We start from the raw sequence: 17,125 nt of genomic DNA, 5'->3' as shown, positions 1-17,125 counted from the left end.
AGCTTGGTTTGCGAGTTGCAGTATCCCCGCGCTAGGGAATGATTTGAACCAAGCGACGATGATTTATACGCTTCGATTTGCAAAATAACAAAGCAATATTGGTTATATAACCTTTAGACCCCGGGCGGAGTAGATGGGTTTACGCACCTGGACGGTCACGAGTTGTTCCAAGAGTAAATAGAGATGGTTGCGTGCCCCCGCAACCAACTTCGAAAACGGCCCCCTCGTGGGGCCGTTTTTCGTTTCGTCTTGTTGGGTTGTGCATTGCTGCGATATATCTGCGATGGAGCCTATGGCCGCGGGGAGTCCAAATGAAGCAAAGCCGCTTTCCCAATCTGTCCAATTTGCCGCCAAATTTTCTGTTTGGCGCTTCGACCTCCTGCTATCAGGTCGAGGGCGCTCTGAACGAAGATGGGCGAGGCCGCAGCTTTTGGGAAACTTATGCCGCGATCCCCGGCAAGATCGCCAATGGCGATACCGCCGAAGTCGCTTGCGATCACTATCACCGCAGCGCCCAAGACGTCGCCTTGATGCAAGATTTGGGGCTGTCTGCCTACCGATTCTCGGTGTCCTGGGCGCGTATTCTGCCCCAGGGGCAGGGTTCGGTGAACGAAGCCGGGCTGGATTTCTATGATCGATTGGTCGATCAATTGCTGGCCGCCAAGATCAAACCCTTCTTGTGCTTGTACCATTGGGATCTTCCCCAGGCACTTGACGATCTGGGCGGTTGGCTGAACCGCGATATCGCCAACTGGTTCGCCGACTATGCCGCAATCGTTGCGAAACGGCTGGGAAACCGAGTTTCGCATTTCGCCACCTTCAACGAGCCGTCGCTTTTTACCCTGTTCGGCTATGGCTGGAACTGGATGCCGCCAGGCAAGGCCGACCGCAAGGCTTTGCTGACTTCGATACACAATGTGAATTTGTCGCATGGCGCAGGCGTCGATGCCGTCAAGAGCGAAGCGCCGCAGGCGCAACTGGGCTGCGTGCATACGTTCCAGCCCTGTTTTCCCGAGACGGATGATGACAATTCGCGGGCGGCCAGCCTTCGTATGGACGAAATGTGGAACCGATCCTTTCCGCATCCGCAGATTCTTGGACGCTATCCCGACGGATTGGCCGAAGAGATGGAGGCCGTGTGCGTGCGCCCCGGCGATCTGGCGCGGATTCATCGTCCCTTGGATTGGTTCGGCCTCAACCATTATTCGCCCAGTTTCGTGAAGGACGAGGACAATGTCGGTCGTTTCGGTTTTGGCGCGGCGCCGCCCGAGCTTGGGCAGACCGGGATCGGTTGGGCGATTTCCCCCGAGGTCTTTCGCGATGCGCTGCATGACATTTCCAGCACCTATGGCTTGCCGATCTACGTCACTGAAAACGGATTCGGAACCCGCTCGGAACCCGAAGACGCACAATTCATCCAAGACCAGGACCGCATCGATTATCTGAATTCGTACATTGCCGCCATGACGGACGCGGTGGCCAAAGGGGTGGATGTGCGGGGCTATTTCGTCTGGTCGCTGATGGATAATTTCGAGTGGGTGCTGGGTTACGAAGTCCGCTTCGGGATCGTCCATGTCGATTACAAGACGCAAGCACGCACGCCCAAGGCTTCGGCCAATTGGTACAAGGACCTGATCGCCGGTTTCAAGCTGGGGCAGGCAGGTCGAGCGTCGGAAGGGACAATCAAAAAATCATGAGCGCTTTGCCGCAAGGAAACACACGCCTCTTCGACCGGCTGTTTTTATCACTGATGGCGCTGATGGTCGTGATCGTCGCTACGACGGCGGGCGATTACGGCATTTCCGTCGACGAATTTCTGTTCGATGTCTATGGCGTCAAATCGCTGCAATATTACGCCACCTTCGGCGCGGACAGGTCGTCGCTGGATTGGTATGACGATTATCTATATGGGCCATGGTTCCACATCATCGTGGCATGGCTTCAATCGTTCAACTGGCTGCCAACCTTCGAGATGCGCCATCTTGCCACCGGCATGCTTTCCCTGGTCGGCTTGGTCGGAACCTTTCTGCTGGGCCGCATGGTTTTCAATGCGCGCGTGGGCCTCGTCGCGGTTTGCCTGCTTTTGCTGACCGGCAACTATTATGGCCATATGTTCAATTCGCCGGTGGATGCGCCCTTCACGGTCGCCATGACCTGGGCGACCTTGGCCATCGTCGCCGTCTTTGCCGGGAATGGCCGACGCCTATGGCTGAAGGCAGCGGCCTGCGGATTCCTGATCGGACTGTCGGTGGCCTCTCGGGTGGGGGGCTTGATGTTGCCGCTTTATGTGGTGGGCGGCGCCATTCTGCTGGTTCTGGCTTATGTGTTGCCCAAATTCACATGGTCGATCAAACAAGCCGACCCTTCGCTGCCAACGCCGCTGGCAACCAGCGCCCTTGCGCTAGGCGTGATGGTTGTCGCCGCCCTGTCCACCTGGTGCCTGTGGCCCTGGATTCAAGACGATCCCCTGGGCACGCTGTCGCTGGCCTTGGGCCATTTCGGGAAAAGGATGCTCGATTATTCGTCCGTCGTCTGGGGCATTCCTTTTCGCACCATCGACCTGCCCTGGTATTACATCCCGCTCAATTTCATCGCCAGACTGGCCGAACCTTTTACCGTTTTTCTTGGCCTCGCCCTGATTCGCATTCTTTATCTGGCTGGATTGGGACTGGCGAAATCCATTGACCGGCGCGACCGTTTGCCAGACATCGTCTTCAATCTTACGACAACCGTCGTCGAGAACCGCGGCGCGGTCATCCTGGCCACGGCGGGACTTTTTCCGCTGGTTTATATCGTCATCTCGGGGGCCATCATCTATGACGGCATCCGCCATATTCTGTTCGTAGTTCCGTTGCTGGCCCTGCTTGCCGGCTGGGCGGCGGAAATCCTCTGGAAGCGGCTTGCCTGCTGGCCCGTGCCCTCCGCCGTTCTGGGCGGCGCCGTCATCGGCTACGGACTGTGGGCCATCTTTGTCCTGCATCCCAACGAATATATCCGCATCACGGCATTCGCGGGCGGCACCAAGGCAGGCGCCCCCCTCTTCGAGACGGACTATTGGGCCAACGGAACGGCCGAGGCGGTCGATCGTTTGAAAGGCTATCTGGATTTCGAAGCCGCGAATGGTCGCGAGGTGAAGGAACCCAGGGTGCTGGTGAAGATCGCCTACCGCGAATTCATTGCCGACGCGATGATGCCCAAACATTGGAAGAATGTGGGAACGACCCAAGAAGCCCAGTTCGCCATAGCGCCGACGCGCTGGGATTGGGAGGTGCCCAAAGGCGCAAGATTGATCGCAAGAATTTCCCGCCAAGGGGTGGCGCTGGCCAATGTCTACGATATCCGCCGCCAATAATGCGGGGGAACCAATAAGTTTTTGAAAACGTAGGGAAGGCGAAGCTCATGAAATAACAAGATGAAATGAGCTTTGGTGGCTGAGAACCCTTTTGGGCTGTTTTGTTGGATCATTGTGTATCAATGCGTCGCGGTATAGGCTACAGTCCCAGCAGAAAAAGAACGACATCTAACTTTGCTTGCCCGGACCATTCTGGCCGGGCTGGAGGGTTTGTTTATCCGGAGGCTTTTTCATGCGCCGTTTTATCCTAACCCTTATGCTTGTTCTGGTCGCTAGTTTGCCGACCCATGCCGAAGGACTTGGCGATTTGGTCTATGAGGTGAAGGGCGGTTTGCTCTATCACGACATGGACAATCTTTGGAGCGGCTTTCGCCGCGAGTCCGGCGTTGATCTCAATGCAGAACTGGTTTTCACGCCCAGCCTGCCTGTGCTCGGCGGGGCCATTCGTCCGGCCCTGGGCGGCAGCCTCAATTCGTCGGGCGACACCAGCAAGGCCTATTTGGATGCCGTCTGGAGCTATGAGACCAACATCGGCCTGTATTTCGGGCTGGGGCTGGGCGCCGCCGTGCATAATGGCGACCTGGAACTGAGAAGCCGCGACCACAAGGCGCTCGGCTCGCGGGTCCTGTTCCACATTCCGGCGGAAATCGGTTATCGCTTCGACGGCCATAACGGTATCTCGCTTTATTTCGACCATGTCTCCAACGCCTTCCTGGCCGATCCGAACGAGGGCATGGATACGCTGGGCGTTCGCTACGGCTATAAATTCTAAAGACCGCAAGGTCCAAGGCGTCGGCGGCATCCGAGATATTCCTCTCGTCGTTCCTCTGCCGCTCTCTCCGTCATTCTGGGCGGCGCGAAGGCTGCGCATTCCTCTTCGAGACGGGCCAATGGGGCAACGGAGCGACCGACTAATGAACCTTGATCCAAGCGCTCGTTGGACAGAGGATGAGTAATATTGTCGCTGGTTCTCTTTCTCTGTCTGTCGGCTCAAACGAGAAACCCTATGCAATTCTTCGTCATCAATCTGGACCGGGAAGCGGCTAGGCTAAAGGACTTCCTAGAGGCAAATCAGGGGACCGGGATCGCCTTCACCCGATTTCCTGGCGTAAACGGGGCCAGTCTGGGCAGTTTGCAATCCATGCCCGAGATCGTGACGCCCGAAGCCTCTGCCTATACCAAGGCTTCGGTGGGGGCGGCACTGTCGCACCTTGCATTGTGGCGGGAGTGCGTGCGACAGGGGCAGAACATCGCCATCTTCGAAGACGATGCGCGGCTGCGCTTCGATCTGCTGGAACAACTGGCTGTCATCGAAGGCGGCAAGACCGACTGGGATTTTCTGCTGCTGGGCTGCAACACGGACAGCGTGATGGAAATCGTCTATGCGCCGGGGATCAACTTCGCAGGTCAGTTCTCCATTCTCAACCCGACCGAAGGGCAGATCAACGACATTCGCGCCAAAAGCGGTTCGGTCAATTTGTGCCGTTTGAAGATGGCATTCGGCGGCTGCGGATATCTGATTACGCCCAAGGGCGCTCGGATGCTGATCGAGCATTGTTTTCCGATGGATGGACGCGCGATCAATCTGTGGCCGACCGACGCAACCATTGAAGCCTACGGCATCGATTGCATGATGGTGGGTGTCTATCCCCAAATGAACGCCTATACCTGCATTCCGCCCCTAGCGATTAGCCGGAATTTTCAGATCAACCGGGTAGACTCTATGTCCGCCTCTTGAAACGGCTGGCGCTCCGTCTGCCTGGAAGCGCGAATACGCAGCGATGAGGGTTTATCTCGCTCCTGTTTAGTATAAAATAGTCGGGTGACGCATCTATCGAAGGGACGCCGACCATGAGTTGGGATCGCAGATTCATCGCCCTGGCGGAGCATATCGCAGCCTGGAGCAAGGACCCTTCGACCAAGGTCGGATGCGTGGTGGTGGGTCCCGACCGCGAGATTTTGACCACGGGCTATAACGGGTTTCCGCGCGGCGTGACCGACGATCCCAAACGCATGGAACGCCCGGCCAAATATCTGTGGACCAGCCATGCCGAAGAAAACGCCGTCGCCCACGCGGCCCGGATCGGCGTCAGCCTGAAGGGATGCACCGCCTATGTCACGCATTGCCCTTGTTCGCGATGCGCGCGCAGCCTGATCCAATCCGGGGTTCGCAGGGTCGTCTATCCCAACGAAGCCAAGGGCACCGTCGGCATGGATATGAGCGAATTCGAAGTGGCGGCCATCATGTTCGGCGAGGCCGGGGTGACGCTGGACGCGCTTTAACCCTCCACCGCCCCTAGCTTTTCAAGCAGGGCGGTTTGCGCCTGATAGTCGGCCTTCAGCGACAGGTCAGCCGCCGCCGCCTCGTCAAGCAGCAGCAGCGCATCGGGATGCATCTGCAGCGCCGAGGCGGGCAGCATCGTCGTAACGGGGCCCTCCACGGCCTTGGCCACCGCCTGGGCCTTGGCGGGTCCGGTCGCCAGCAGCAAGATGCGCTTGGCGGACAGAATTGTGGCCACCCCCATGCTGACGGCGCCCCTGGGCACCTCTTCGCCATAGGGGGCGAACACCGCCTTGTTGGTGGCCAGCGTGCTGGAGCGAAGGACAGCCGTATGCGTCCGCCCGCCCAGGCTGCATCCCGGCTCGTTGAAACCGATATGGCCATTGACGCCCAGGCCGAGGATTTGCAAATCAAGCCCGCCCGCGGCCTTGATCCTTGCCTCGTAATCGGCGCAATAAGCGACAAGATTGCCGCCAGCCAGCCCATCCAGCAGATGAACGCGATCATCTGGCAGGCCAAGCGGTTCGATCAGATGGCGCCTTAACGTATAGGCGCAACTGGCCGGATGATCACTTCCCAGGCTTAGATATTCGTCCAGCCCGAAAACGGTGATGGCCGATAAATCCACCTCGCCCGTTTTGTGCGCGCGCACAAGCTCGCCATACATGGCCAGGGGGGTTGCCCCGGCGGCCAGTCCCAGCACGGCCTTGGCTTTGGCGCGAACCAAGTTGGCGGCCAGTCGGGCAGCCCTTTGGCTGACCGCCTGGGCATCAGGAAGAATATGAACCAGCAAGGAAATCAGCCCTCCCCTATTGTCGGCCACAAATTTCAGTTTACGGTCCTTGCGCCAAAATGCATCAATGTTCTTGCACAAACGAGAGGGCAAAATGACTTCCGACAATCGTTGGCTTGACTACTGGAACGGCGACGTGTCGGTCTATGTCAGCAAACGCCACCTGATGGCCCACTATAAGGGGCTGTTTGCCGATATTCAGCCCTTGCTGCCCAAGTCCCCCTTCACCTTGCTGGATTATGGTTGCGGCGAGGCCCTGATGGCGCCCAGCATCGCAGAGCTTGGCGGGCGCGTGCTGCTTTATGACCGGGCCGAGGCCAAGCGCACAACACTTCGCAACCGCTTTGCCGGATTGCCCGCCATCGAAATCCTTAGCGATCTGCACGCAGCCCAAGGGGCTTGCGATGTCGTGCTGATGATTTCCGTCATTCAATATGTGCCCAAAGGGCAGTTGCCGGACTTGCTGCGCAGCTTAAAAGCGTTGTTGACGCCGCAAGGCAAGCTGGTGATCGGCGACATTCTAAGCCCCGACAACAGCTTGGTTGGCGATGTGCGGGCCTTGCTGGGTTTCGGCATGGCCGAGGGATTCCTGTTCGACGCCATGAAGGGGCTGGTGAAAACCCTGCGTTCCGATTATCGCCAGATGCGAAAGCAGCTGGGCTTGTCGGCCTACACGATTTCGGAAATCGTGGGCGTGCTGACCGAATGCGGTTTTCAGCCCCAGCCCCTGACCAAGAATATCGGCCATGCCAGACACCGGCGTTCGGTGGTGGCCGGGCTGAAATAGCGCCGCCCTTTGATGCGTTGAAGCAAGAGGAGAAGATGAAGATGCGACTTGCCTTTCTTGGAATGTTGTTTGCCGCCGCCTTGTCGGTTCCCGCCCTTGCCCAAGAGGGCAAGCAGGATTTCACGCTGGTCAACAAAACCGGCTACGAACTTAGCGCCGTCTATGTATCGCCCAGCAAGGCGGATGATTGGGGCGACGACATTCTGGGCCAGGATACGCTGGATGACGGGCTTGAAGTGGATATCGTCTTCACGAGGGCCGCGAAAACCTGCCGATGGGATTTGAAGGTCGTTTATTCGGATGACGATTCATCGGCCGTCTGGAACAATATCGATCTGTGTTCCGTCAACCAGATCACCATCAGATACAATCGAAAAACCGACAAGACGACCGCCAGCTACGAATAGTCGCCTGCGCTGGTCTGGTGGATGCAAACACCCCCGCCAAGGCGGGGGTGCATTTTTCGGACGGACGGGCGCAGGACTAATATCGTCTAAACCCGCCGTGATGGCCGGTCCAGGGCGAGCGGCTGATAGTCATCTTCGATTTGAACGCGGCATCGAGTTTAAGCGGCAGCTTTTCCAAGTTGTCATGGCCGATTTCGGCGACGGCCTTGGCGACCGGCACCGACAGCAGGCCGACGACGATTGCGATTACATCGCGCAGATTGATGCAGACCTTTTGGGTAAGAACATCGACGCAAACTTCGATATCCCAGGTCGTGGGATCAAGGATATCCACGTCGCCCCTTAGATTCATCGGAATGTTGTAAATGACGCCAAACGGAAAGCCCGAATCGTGGCGGTGCAGGACTTCGTAATCCAAGGTCAAAGTCGTTCCGTTCTGTTCAAGCCGGTTGGTGGTGACTTTGCCTTCATTGCCCATGACGAAATCGTCAAGATAGTCCCTGATCGCATGGTCGATCGGTGTTCCTCGTAAATCAGTCATGACCTTCCTCCCTGTTGTCGTTATAGAGAAAGCAACCAGAAGTAATTACTACGCCAAAGACACACTTGTAAAGGGTTGTCTAGGCTGGCATAGTGGCCGGGCAACAATTGAAAGGATTCGTCATGGCAAGCTGCACGGACAAGAACGGTGACGTTTGGGAGATTTACAGCGGCGCAGATGGCTGGAGATGGCGCCGCACCGCCAGCAACGGGCGTATTGTGGGGGCTTCAACCCAAGGATACAGCAATAAGGGCGACTGCATCGACAACGCCCAGCGCAACGGGATGACCTGCACCCCCGTGTGAGTCAAGCACTGGCCAGATAGATGCGAACACCCCCGCCAAGGCGGTGGTGCTTTTTCGGACGGATGGGCGTGGTCAGTGTTCGCGAGAGCAGCAATTACATCAAATCATTTCAGTGTGTTATAGACTGAAGTGGCTGCTACGAATGGACTGCGAATTCTTGCCGCCTGCCTTCGGACTGGGCGAAACTTGCGGCCTTAACGGATTTGCCGTCATCTGCTACATTGGGTTGCAGGAGAAAGACCGTGAAGCCCTCGACCGCGCTTGATTCAAAACGAGATGCCATCCGCCAAACGGCCAGCCGCTTTCGCGTGGCGAATCTGCGCGTGTTCGGCTCGGTGCTGAATGGAGCCGACCAGGACGGCAGCGATCTCGATTTGCTTGTCGATCCTCTCCCCGGCACCACCCTGTTCGATCTTGGCGGTCTGCAAGATGAATTGCAGGAGCTGCTGGGTGTGCCGGTCGATCTGCTTACCCCAGGCGATCTGCCACCCAAATTCCGTGCCGACGTGTTGGCACAGGCAAGGCCGGTTTGAATGAATAGGGCCGAGGATTACATCGGCCATATGTTGGACGCGGCGAAGCAGGCCTGCGTTTATGTCGAGGGAATGAACAAGCAAGTTTTCCTGGCCGACAAGCGCACCCAGCAGGCGGTGATTCTCAATCTTGTCGTCATTGGCGAGGCGGCGACCAAGCTGATGGCGGGTTATCCCGATTTCGTGGAGGCACATCCCGATATCCCCTGGCGGTCCATGCGCGGCATGAGAAACCGCATCGCCCATGGCTATTTCGACATCAATCTCGATGTGGTGTGGGAGACGGTTGTTATTTCGTTGCCGGAGTTGGTGGGGAGGTTGGAACTCGATGCCGGTGTCGTAGACGGATGATTAGGAAATATTCAAGACCAGACCACACGGTTTCTTGGAGGAGGAAATGCCCGAACATGGCATAAGAAGCCCTTACAGCCAATGCCCATTACAGATTCTCATGAATGACAATCAAGGTGTAATCTCTACAGGTACAGGGTTTTTCTACTCGTACAATGATAAGAATTATCTGATAACAAATTGGCATAATATATCGGGAAAAAACTTTCTAACTAAAGAGCCGAATTCAGCGATTAGGCGATTTCCAACCTTTCTGGAGGTGAAGTTATCAGCGTGGCTGCCGGGCAAAAACGATACCTTTACAACGATATCGCAGAGACTTGAAATTTACCAAAATGGTGAACCGATTTGGCTCGAGCATCGAGAGCTTGGTAATGACTGCGATGTGGTTGCCATTGAGTTCAGCAAGCCTCAAAATTGTCCAACATTCATGCACACTGCAGCTAACAAAATATGCTCCATAAAGACACCAATAAAACCCGGAAACCCTGTTTTTGTTTTGGGCTTTCCAAGGTCGATAAGCGTTGCCTTTGGCATTCCGCTCTGGAAGTCGGGATACATTGCCTCTGAGCCTTTTTATGACGTAACTATCGGAGGCAATCAAAATGCGATAGGGGGGATGACTGATGGAAAAAAGCTCCCAGCATTTTTCATAGATTCACAAACACGCGAGGGCATGTCAGGCGCTCCGGTGTTTTCAGCATTTACCGGAACTTGGTCCATGACAGACCCCTATGAACAATTAAATATTGATGACCCGACGTTTTGGAAACGGCATGATGTAGCCCTTTTTGAAACCAGAATGGAGTTTATCGGATGTTACAGTGCAAGAATTGGAAAGGAAGAGGAAGGCGCTGCGCTTGGGCTTTGCTGGAGAAAGGATGAAATAGAGAGTATTTGCTCCGCCGGGAAGATTGGGAAACACCCACACATTTCTTAATGTTCAACGAAAGTAAGCCTGTGAAAAAGGAGAAAGCGCAACGCAAATCCAAAAAACTTCGAATGCACAGCGAATCGCTAAATTGGGGGCGCATCGCGATTTGCGCTTTACTTAACTTGCTGATTTTATGATGAAATTTTGGCTGGGGGACTAGGATTGGCTGCGCTCGCTTTGCGATGCTCGCCGCCCCTTCGGGCCTTCGGCCCTCGGTGTCGAACAAGGTTCGCCCCCTCTATCCCGCAAGCCCAAAACGAAAACCCCCGCTTTTGCGGGGGCTTGCGTTTTGGCTGGGGGACTAGGATTCGAACCTAGACTGGCGGAGTCAGAGTCCGCTGTCCTACCGTTAGACGATCCCCCAGCGGAAGGCCGGTTTCGTATCACACCCCCAGGGGCAAGGCAAGGCCTAGCCACTGCTGCGCCCAACCCATTGAGAACAAACCTAGCGCAGGATCGTTTAACTCCGAGTCACTCCAGTGACCCGGAGTTAAACGTGAATCCTTCGCTAAAACAAATTGCTAGAGCAGACTCACGCGCGAATCCTGAGCCGATTAACGGCTCAGGATTCTTCCGATCTGCTCTAGTCCTCAACCGCCTTCAGGCGGTTTTCGAAACGGAAGGGGTGGGCGGGATAGACGCCGATGATCTTGACCTCGCGGGTGAAGAAGTCCAGCTCCTCCAGGGCTAGGCGCAGGCCCTTGTCGTCGGGATGGCCCTCGACATCCACATAGAACAGCGTGGCCACGAACTGGCCGCCCACCTGATAGCTTTCCAGCTTGGTCATGTTGACGGCGTTGGTGGCGAAGCCGCCCAGCGCCTTGTAAAGCGCCGCGGGCACGTTGCGCACCTTGAAGACGAAGGTGGTGATGACCGGGCCAACCCGGCGGTCTGGGGCTATGGGCTGGCGCGCCATGATGACGAAGCGGGTGGTGTTGTGTTCCGCATCCTCGATGTTCGAGCGCAGCACTTCCAGCCCATAGGTTTCGCCCGCCAGTTCGGAAGCGATGGCGGCCACCGTTTTGTCGCCCTTCTCGGCCACTTCATGGGCGGCCAGCGCGGTATCGGCGGCCACCACCGCCTTGATGCCCAATTGCTTGATCAGCTTGCGGCACTGGCCCAGCGCATGCACATGGCTGCGCACGGTCTTGATGTCTTCGATTTTGGCGCCCTTGACCCCCAGCAACTGGTGATTCACGCGCAGGAAATATTCGCCGATGATGTGCAGGCCGGAATCGGGCAGCAGATGATGGATGTCGGCCACGCGCCCGGCCACCGAATTTTCAATCGGAATCATCGCAAGTTCGGCCTTGCCGTCGCGCACGCAAGCAAAGACGTCGTCAAAGGTTTCGCAGGGCACAGGTTCCAGCTTGGGATACACGATCCGGCAGGCCAGATTTGAATAGGCCCCGGGAATGCCCTGGAAGGCGATGCGTTTGGCGTCAGTCGGCATGATGGCTAGCTCTGTTTGGCAAGAAGGGCGCGGGCGCGCTCGAGATCGGCGGGAGTATCGACGCCGTCCGGCACCGTGTCAACGAGGGCGGCGTCGATGCGCATGCCGTTTTCCAAGGCGCGCAACTGTTCCAGCTTCTCGCGGGCTTCCAGCAGGCCCACCGGCAGATCGACGAAACGGGTCAGCGCGGCGCGGCGATAGGCGTAGATGCCGATATGATGCCAATGCGGGCCAGCGCCCGAGGGAATGGGGGCGCGGCTGAAATAAAGGGCGCGGGCGGTACTTGCCCCCGGCGCGAAGGCCAGGGCGGCCTTGACCACATTGGGGTTGCCCAACTCCTCGCCGGTCTTGATCTCGGCCACCAGGGTGGCGATATCCACGGCCCCATCGGCCAGTGGCAGCAGGCTGGCGGCGATCACCTTGGGGTCGATGGCGGGCAGGTCTCCTTGCAGATTGACCACCACGTCATGGACGCCTTGCGGATCGACGCCGTTCAGCGCCGCCCAGATGCGATCCGACCCCGAGGGCAGATCGGGATCGGTCAGCACCGCTTGTCCCCCCGCCTTGGTCACGGCATCGGCGATTTCGGCTTCGGCGGCGGCCACCACCACCGGGCCGATGCCAGCCTCCATCGCCCGCTTCCAGACATGCACGATCATGGGCAATCCGTGGATGTCGGCCAGGGGCTTGTTGGGCAGCCTCGTCGCCTTCAGGCGGGCGGGAATCAGGATGATGGGGTTGGACATGGGTATTTCACGGACTTTCTTACAGGTTGCGGCCACACTATAACCCTGGCAGCATCCTGGGCAAACGGGGAGAGATGACCATGTGCCAAAAATCTTGTTCATTTTCAGGCCTGCTGGCTTGGGGCGGCGCTCTGATGGGCGCTGTCTTGTTCGCCGTGGCGCTGAATGTGCTGGGCGATCTGCTCTTTGCGCCAGCCAAGCCCGCCCCCTCTGTGGCGGTAGCGCCGACCCCTTCCGTGGTGGCCCCCCCACCCGAACCCGCGCCCGCAGCAGCGCCCGCAGCCGAACCGGCCCCAGCGGCCACTCCGGCCCCAACTGCTCCGGCCCCGGTCGCCGAAGCCTCGCCGCCGCCCGCCCAGGACGTGGCCGCCGTCGCCAGCCCGCTCGAGGCGGGAAAAAAGGTGTTTTCCCAATGCAAGGCCTGCCATACGGCTGAACCCGGCGGCAAGAATCTGACCGGTCCCAATCTGGCTGGCGTGGTCGGGCGGGCCAGGGCCTCGGTGGCGGGATTCAAATATTCCGACGCCATGGCCGCCAGCAAAGAAGCCTGGAGCGAAGCCGCCCTGGACAATTATCTGACCGACCCTAAAAAGGCGATCCCCGGCAACAAGATGACCTTCAAGGGGCTGGCCAAGCCCGAAGACCGCGCCGCCGTCATCGCCTATCTGAAATCGGCAGGGGCGAAATAACATGCGCGAATTCGAAGCTCTGGCGATGCGCCTGGCCGACGCTGCCGGAGCCGAGATTCTGAAATATTGGCGCCAGCCCATCGATGTCGACGACAAGGCCGACGACAGTCCGGTCACCATCGCCGACCGCGAGGCCGAGCGCGTCATGCGCGCCCTGATCAACCAAACCTTCCCCGACCACGGCATCCTGGGCGAGGAATTCGGCAACGAGCGATTGGACGCCAGCCATGTCTGGGTGCTGGACCCCGTGGACGGCACGCGCTCCTTCATTACCGGCATGCCCTGTTTCGGCACGCTGATTGGCTTGTGGTCGGCAGGCCAGCCCGTGCTGGGCGTGATCGACCAACCGGTCGCCAAGGAACGCTGGCTGGGCCTATCGGGCGGCGGCTGCACGCTGAATGGCAAGCCGGTGCGGGTACGGCCATGCCCCGACCTTGGCAAGGCCGCCCTGCACAGCACGGGGCCTGAAATCTTCAAGGCGGATCAACTGGCCCGTTTCGAGCGGTTGCGCCAGCGAGTGAAATTGTCGCGCGGCAGTGCCGATTGCTACGCCTATGCGCTGCTGGCCACCGGCTTTGTCGATCTGGTCTGCGAGGCCGGGCTGAAGCCCTTCGATTACGCCGCCATCGTGCCGGTGGTCGAAGCGGCGGGCGGCGTCGTGACCGACTGGCAAGGCCAGCCGCTCAATCTGCAATCCGATGGCAGCATCCTGGCGGCGGGAGACAAACAACTGCACGCCCAGGCCCTGGAGGTTTTGAATTCATGAAACGTCTTTTTGTCGCGATGGCGCTGCTTTTGCCCTTCAGCGCCCAGGCTCAGGAGGTGAAGCCCGTCCACGGCATCGCCATGCACGGTACCGTGAAATACGCGCCCGACTTCAAGCACTTCGACTATGTGAATCCCAGTGCCCCCAAGGGCGGCGAGGCGCGTCTGGCCCAGATTGGCACCTTCGACAATCTCAATCCTTTCATCGTCAAGGGAATTGCGCCCTCCTATATCAGCCTGCTGTTTTCCACGCTTCTGTCCAACGCCGCCGACGAGCCTTTCAGCGAATATGGCTATGTGGCCGAGACGATAGAAATGCCTCCTGGGCGCGAATGGGTGATTTTCAATCTGCGCCAGATCGCCAGATTCCACGACGGCACGCCGATCACCGCCGATGACGTGGCGTTCAGCTTCAATACGCTGAAAGCCAAGGGCGCTCCCTTCTATCGCCTGTATTACGCAGGCGTCGCCAAGGCCGAAGCCCTGGGACCCTTGAAGGTAAAATTCACCTTCGGTAAAGAAGCCAACCGCGAACTGCCGCTGATCATCGGTCAGATGCCCATTTTGTCGAAGGCCTATTGGGCCAAGCGCGATTTCGAGGCAACGACGCTGGAGGCACCCCTGGGCAGCGGTCCTTACCGTGTGGACAGCGCCGAGGCCGGGCGCAGCATCGTCTATAAGCTGGACGACAAATTCTGGGCCAAGGATTTGCCGGTGATGAAGGGTTTGCACAATTTCGGGCGCATCCGCATCGATTTCTACCGCGACGCCACGGTGGCGCTGGAGGCCCTGAAGGCGGGCGAATATGATTTCAGGGCCGAGAACGAGTCGAAGAAATGGGCCACCGAATATAAGGACGCCGCCCCCGTGAAGGCGGGATTGATGAAGGTGGAAACCTTGCCCAACCAGCGCCCGGTGGGCATGCAGGGCTTCGTGATGAATCAGCGCCGCCCGCTTTTCCAAGACAGGCGGGTGCGAGAAGCGATGGGCCTAGCCTTCGATTTCGAATGGTCGAACAAGAATCTGTTCTATGGACAGTACAAGCGAACCGAAAGCTATTTCGCCAATTCCGACTTGTCGGCCAAGGGCCTGCCCAGCGCTGGCGAGTTGAAGTTGCTGGAGCCATTTAAGGACCGATTGCCGCCCGAGGTCTTCACCAAAGAGTTCAAGGCGCCCGCCACCAACGGCGACGGAAATCCGCGCGAGAATCTGCGCGCCGCCCTGGTCTTGCTGAAAGAGGCGGGCTGGGTGGTCAAGGACCGCAAGCTGGTGAACGAAAAAAGCGGCCAGCCCTTCGCCTTCGAGATTCTTCTAAGTTCGCCCGCTTTCGAACGCATCGCTTTGCCTTATGTCGAGAATTTGAAGAAGCTGGGCATCGACGCCTCGGTCCGCACGCTGGACACGGCGCAGTACAAGAACCGCACCGACAGCTTCGATTTCGACATGACGGTGGATGTCTGGGGTGCTTCGGAATCGCCCGGCAACGAGTTGCAAGACTTCTACGGCTCGGCCTCGGCGGACATGCGCGGCTCGCGCAATTCCATCGGCCTTAAGAATCCGGCTGCCGACGCGATGATCGCCAAGGTGATCTCGGCGCCCGACCGCGAAAGCCTTGTCGACGCGGTGCGGGCCTTGGACCGCGTGCTGGTTTGGGGCCATTACGTGGTGCCGCATTGGCACATCGCCTATGACCGCGTCGCCTATTGGGACAAGTTCGGCCAGCCTAAAATCATCCCGCGCCAGGGCGTCCAGTTCGACGCTTGGTGGATCGACAGCGCCAAAGCCGAAGCGTTGGCGAAGGCCAAGGGCGGGGGGAAGTAGCTGCGGCAATGCCGCAGAATCCGCTTGCCCAGGATGCGGCAATGCCGCATAATGCGGCCAGATGGAAATTTTCACCACCAAGACTTACGAACGCGCCATCGCCAGGCTTGTTTCGGATTCCGAGCGCCGGGACATGGAAGCCGCCATCGCTGCTTCACCCATGTCGGCACCGGTCATTCCAGGAACGGGCGGTATCCGCAAATTGCGGTGGGCTGGTTCCGGGCGTGGCAAAAGAGGCGGCATCCGGACGATCTTTTTCTATCATGCTGGGCCGGAAACGATCTATTTGCTGACGGCCTACTCCAAGGCGGCGCAAGAGGACCTGTCACCCGCCGACAAGAAGGCATGGTCCAAATTGGTGGCTGGGATTAAAAATGAGGAGCAGGGCAAATGAACGCGCAACGATTTCCTGAGAAAAAGACGAAATCGGCGAGGCGGACGGAATTGGGGCGCGAGGTTGAAGCCGCCCTGAAGGAAGTTTTGGCCCATGTGCGCGGCGAGATCGATTTGCCGTGCCGCTTGATCGACGATCCATCGGCGGCCCGGATCAGGAGCATCCGCAAGCGCCTGAAGCTAAGTCGCGAACGTTTCGCCGAACGTTTTGGTTTGGATGTGCGCGCGGTTCAGGATTGGGAGCAGGGACGCCGCGTGCCCGAACGCTCGGCCCGCGTTCTTTTGACCGTCATCGAGCGCGAACCAGATGCAGTCGTCAGGGCGCTGGCGGGGTGATTGTCAGTTTGCGAATTGAGCTAGAGAATCCCCCTTGATGCTTGATTGAGACGAGCGGTTATGCTTTCCCTCTTTGCAAGCAGTTCTCGTAGCCGATCACATGCCTTATGCGCATCATTAAGGAAGGCAATTGCCGCTTGTTCGTGTTGTTGCTTTCTCCCTGAATCCATTTCCGATTTTAAGGCGCGGTCTGCTTCGTAAAAGCGGTTAAGAAATCCATTGACTTGCGCTAACTGCGCTGCAACCCGCGTAAAAAATACTCGCACATCCTTGCGTAGAGTTTCGTCCGGGAGAGCAACAAGGTATTCTCTGTTCCTTCCGTATACGATTACCTCTGCCGTAATAGTCTCAAGAAATTCATGCTCTATCCTACGGTTGCGGTCGCGGTTATCTTCCAGGTTTTGGATAAGGTCGCATACACTGCCAATGAGATTCTGGCATAAGAAGGCTACATTTTTTCGACGGCTCCTGGTTTCAAGCCATGAACTGACCATGGCAACAACAACTGATAACAAAAGTCCCAGAACAACACCCCAAACAAACTCAGACGAAAGAATATGAGCAACCCAATTCATGGCCTCACCCCCAAAATCTAGGCGCTAAACTATAGGTCGTATTCCTGGCGACCGCAATCCCAG

Annotated in this window: 21 protein-coding genes and 1 tRNA gene; 16 read left to right on the top strand and 6 right to left on the bottom strand. The window is 57.9% G+C overall.

Annotation, left to right across the window (positions count from 1 at the left end):
* Positions 1-311 precede the first annotated feature (311 nt).
* From HQL44_10340 to HQL44_10320, 5 genes are all read left to right on the top strand, one after another.
* On the top strand, positions 312-1,697 hold the full coding sequence (locus HQL44_10340) for a beta-glucosidase (protein ID MBF0268981.1): 1,386 nt from the start codon (positions 312-314) through the stop codon (positions 1,695-1,697).
* Positions 1,694-3,352, top strand: a complete 1,659-nt coding sequence (locus HQL44_10335) for a hypothetical protein (GenBank protein MBF0268980.1) — start codon at positions 1,694-1,696, stop codon at positions 3,350-3,352. The genes HQL44_10340 and HQL44_10335 overlap by 4 nt, the downstream gene beginning before the upstream one ends.
* 232 nt (positions 3,353-3,584) lie before the next feature.
* Positions 3,585-4,124, top strand: coding sequence for an acyloxyacyl hydrolase (locus HQL44_10330; protein ID MBF0268979.1), 540 nt, complete (start codon positions 3,585-3,587; stop codon positions 4,122-4,124).
* 234 nt (positions 4,125-4,358) lie between these two features.
* Complete coding sequence (locus tag HQL44_10325) at positions 4,359-5,090, top strand: glycosyltransferase family 25 protein (protein ID MBF0268978.1); 732 nt, start codon at positions 4,359-4,361, stop codon at positions 5,088-5,090.
* 113 nt (positions 5,091-5,203) lie between these two features.
* A complete protein-coding gene (locus HQL44_10320) occupies positions 5,204-5,635 on the top strand; it encodes a dCMP deaminase family protein (GenBank protein ID MBF0268977.1) in 432 nt (143 codons plus the stop codon).
* Here the strand turns inward: HQL44_10320 and HQL44_10315 are convergent.
* On the bottom strand, positions 5,632-6,426 hold the full coding sequence (locus tag HQL44_10315) for a glucosamine-6-phosphate deaminase (GenBank protein ID MBF0268976.1): 795 nt from the start codon (positions 6,424-6,426) through the stop codon (positions 5,632-5,634). The genes HQL44_10320 and HQL44_10315 overlap by 4 nt on opposite strands.
* Before the next feature lie 94 nt (positions 6,427-6,520).
* Between HQL44_10315 and HQL44_10310 the strand changes: the two genes are divergently transcribed.
* A complete protein-coding gene (locus HQL44_10310; GenBank protein MBF0268975.1) occupies positions 6,521-7,213 on the top strand; it encodes a class I SAM-dependent methyltransferase in 693 nt (230 codons plus the stop codon).
* A 35-nt stretch (positions 7,214-7,248) separates the two neighbouring features.
* Entirely contained in the window at positions 7,249-7,620 is a 372-nt protein-coding gene (locus HQL44_10305) for an argininosuccinate lyase (protein ID MBF0268974.1), read from the top strand.
* Positions 7,621-7,696: 76 nt separating this feature from the next.
* Here the strand turns inward: HQL44_10305 and HQL44_10300 are convergent, their stop codons facing one another.
* Positions 7,697-8,161: a hypothetical protein gene (locus tag HQL44_10300; GenBank protein ID MBF0268973.1), complete on the bottom strand. Its 465-nt coding sequence runs from the start codon at positions 8,159-8,161 to the stop codon at positions 7,697-7,699.
* 122 nt (positions 8,162-8,283) lie between these two features.
* Here HQL44_10300 and HQL44_10295 point away from each other — a divergent pair, with 122 nt between their 5' ends.
* The 4 genes from HQL44_10295 to HQL44_10280 all read left to right on the top strand — a co-directional run bounded on the left by HQL44_10295 (position 8,284) and on the right by HQL44_10280 (position 10,290).
* The gene (locus HQL44_10295; protein ID MBF0268972.1) at positions 8,284-8,466 is read left to right on the top strand and encodes a DUF1508 domain-containing protein; all 183 of its coding nucleotides are present in this window, start codon (positions 8,284-8,286) and stop codon (positions 8,464-8,466) included.
* 242 nt (positions 8,467-8,708) lie between these two features.
* Positions 8,709-8,999, top strand: a complete 291-nt coding sequence (locus HQL44_10290; GenBank protein ID MBF0268971.1) for a nucleotidyltransferase family protein — start codon at positions 8,709-8,711, stop codon at positions 8,997-8,999.
* Positions 9,000-9,350: a DUF86 domain-containing protein gene (locus tag HQL44_10285; GenBank protein MBF0268970.1), complete on the top strand. Its 351-nt coding sequence runs from the start codon at positions 9,000-9,002 to the stop codon at positions 9,348-9,350. It begins immediately after the preceding gene.
* Positions 9,351-9,396: 46 nt separating this feature from the next.
* Positions 9,397-10,290, top strand: coding sequence for a trypsin-like peptidase domain-containing protein (locus HQL44_10280; GenBank protein ID MBF0268969.1), 894 nt, complete (start codon positions 9,397-9,399; stop codon positions 10,288-10,290).
* Between the two features lie 284 nt (positions 10,291-10,574).
* Here the strand turns inward: HQL44_10280 and HQL44_10275 are convergent.
* The 3 genes from HQL44_10275 to HQL44_10265 form a co-directional block, all read right to left on the bottom strand.
* Positions 10,575-10,648 (bottom strand) — tRNA-Gln (locus HQL44_10275).
* Positions 10,649-10,867: 219 nt separating this feature from the next.
* Positions 10,868-11,737 carry a prephenate dehydratase gene (locus HQL44_10270; GenBank protein ID MBF0268968.1) on the bottom strand — a complete coding sequence of 290 codons (870 nt, stop codon included), beginning with the start codon at positions 11,735-11,737 and terminating at the stop codon, positions 10,868-10,870.
* 5 nt (positions 11,738-11,742) lie between these two features.
* On the bottom strand, positions 11,743-12,483 hold the full coding sequence (locus HQL44_10265; GenBank protein MBF0268967.1) for a 3-deoxy-manno-octulosonate cytidylyltransferase: 741 nt from the start codon (positions 12,481-12,483) through the stop codon (positions 11,743-11,745).
* 134 nt (positions 12,484-12,617) lie between these two features.
* On the opposite strand from HQL44_10265, the gene HQL44_10260 reads away from it, so the two are divergent.
* The 5 genes from HQL44_10260 (at position 12,618) to HQL44_10240 (ending at position 16,487) form a co-directional block, all read left to right on the top strand.
* The gene (locus HQL44_10260; GenBank protein ID MBF0268966.1) at positions 12,618-13,172 is read left to right on the top strand and encodes a cytochrome c family protein; all 555 of its coding nucleotides are present in this window, start codon (positions 12,618-12,620) and stop codon (positions 13,170-13,172) included.
* A gap of 1 nt (position 13,173) precedes the next feature.
* Positions 13,174-13,938: a histidinol-phosphatase gene (hisN, locus tag HQL44_10255; GenBank protein ID MBF0268965.1), complete on the top strand. Its 765-nt coding sequence runs from the start codon at positions 13,174-13,176 to the stop codon at positions 13,936-13,938.
* Positions 13,935-15,758 (top strand): ABC transporter substrate-binding protein, encoded by a 1,824-nt coding sequence (locus HQL44_10250; GenBank protein ID MBF0268964.1) that lies wholly within the window; start codon positions 13,935-13,937, stop codon positions 15,756-15,758. The genes hisN and HQL44_10250 overlap by 4 nt, the downstream gene beginning before the upstream one ends.
* Positions 15,759-15,819: 61 nt before the next feature.
* Positions 15,820-16,152, top strand: coding sequence for a type II toxin-antitoxin system RelE/ParE family toxin (locus HQL44_10245; protein MBF0268963.1), 333 nt, complete (start codon positions 15,820-15,822; stop codon positions 16,150-16,152).
* Entirely contained in the window at positions 16,149-16,487 is a 339-nt protein-coding gene (locus HQL44_10240; GenBank protein MBF0268962.1) for a type II toxin-antitoxin system MqsA family antitoxin, read from the top strand. The genes HQL44_10245 and HQL44_10240 overlap by 4 nt, the downstream gene beginning before the upstream one ends.
* A gap of 20 nt (positions 16,488-16,507) precedes the next feature.
* Here the strand turns inward: HQL44_10240 and HQL44_10235 are convergent, their stop codons facing one another.
* Positions 16,508-17,062, bottom strand: a complete 555-nt coding sequence (locus tag HQL44_10235) for a hypothetical protein (protein ID MBF0268961.1) — start codon at positions 17,060-17,062, stop codon at positions 16,508-16,510.
* Positions 17,063-17,125 lie beyond the last annotated feature (63 nt).

The organism is Alphaproteobacteria bacterium, assembly GCA_015231795.1.
GTDB lineage: Bacteria > Pseudomonadota > Alphaproteobacteria > Rhodospirillales > WMHbin7 > WMHbin7.
This window is presented reverse-complemented; position numbering and strand designations above follow the sequence as displayed.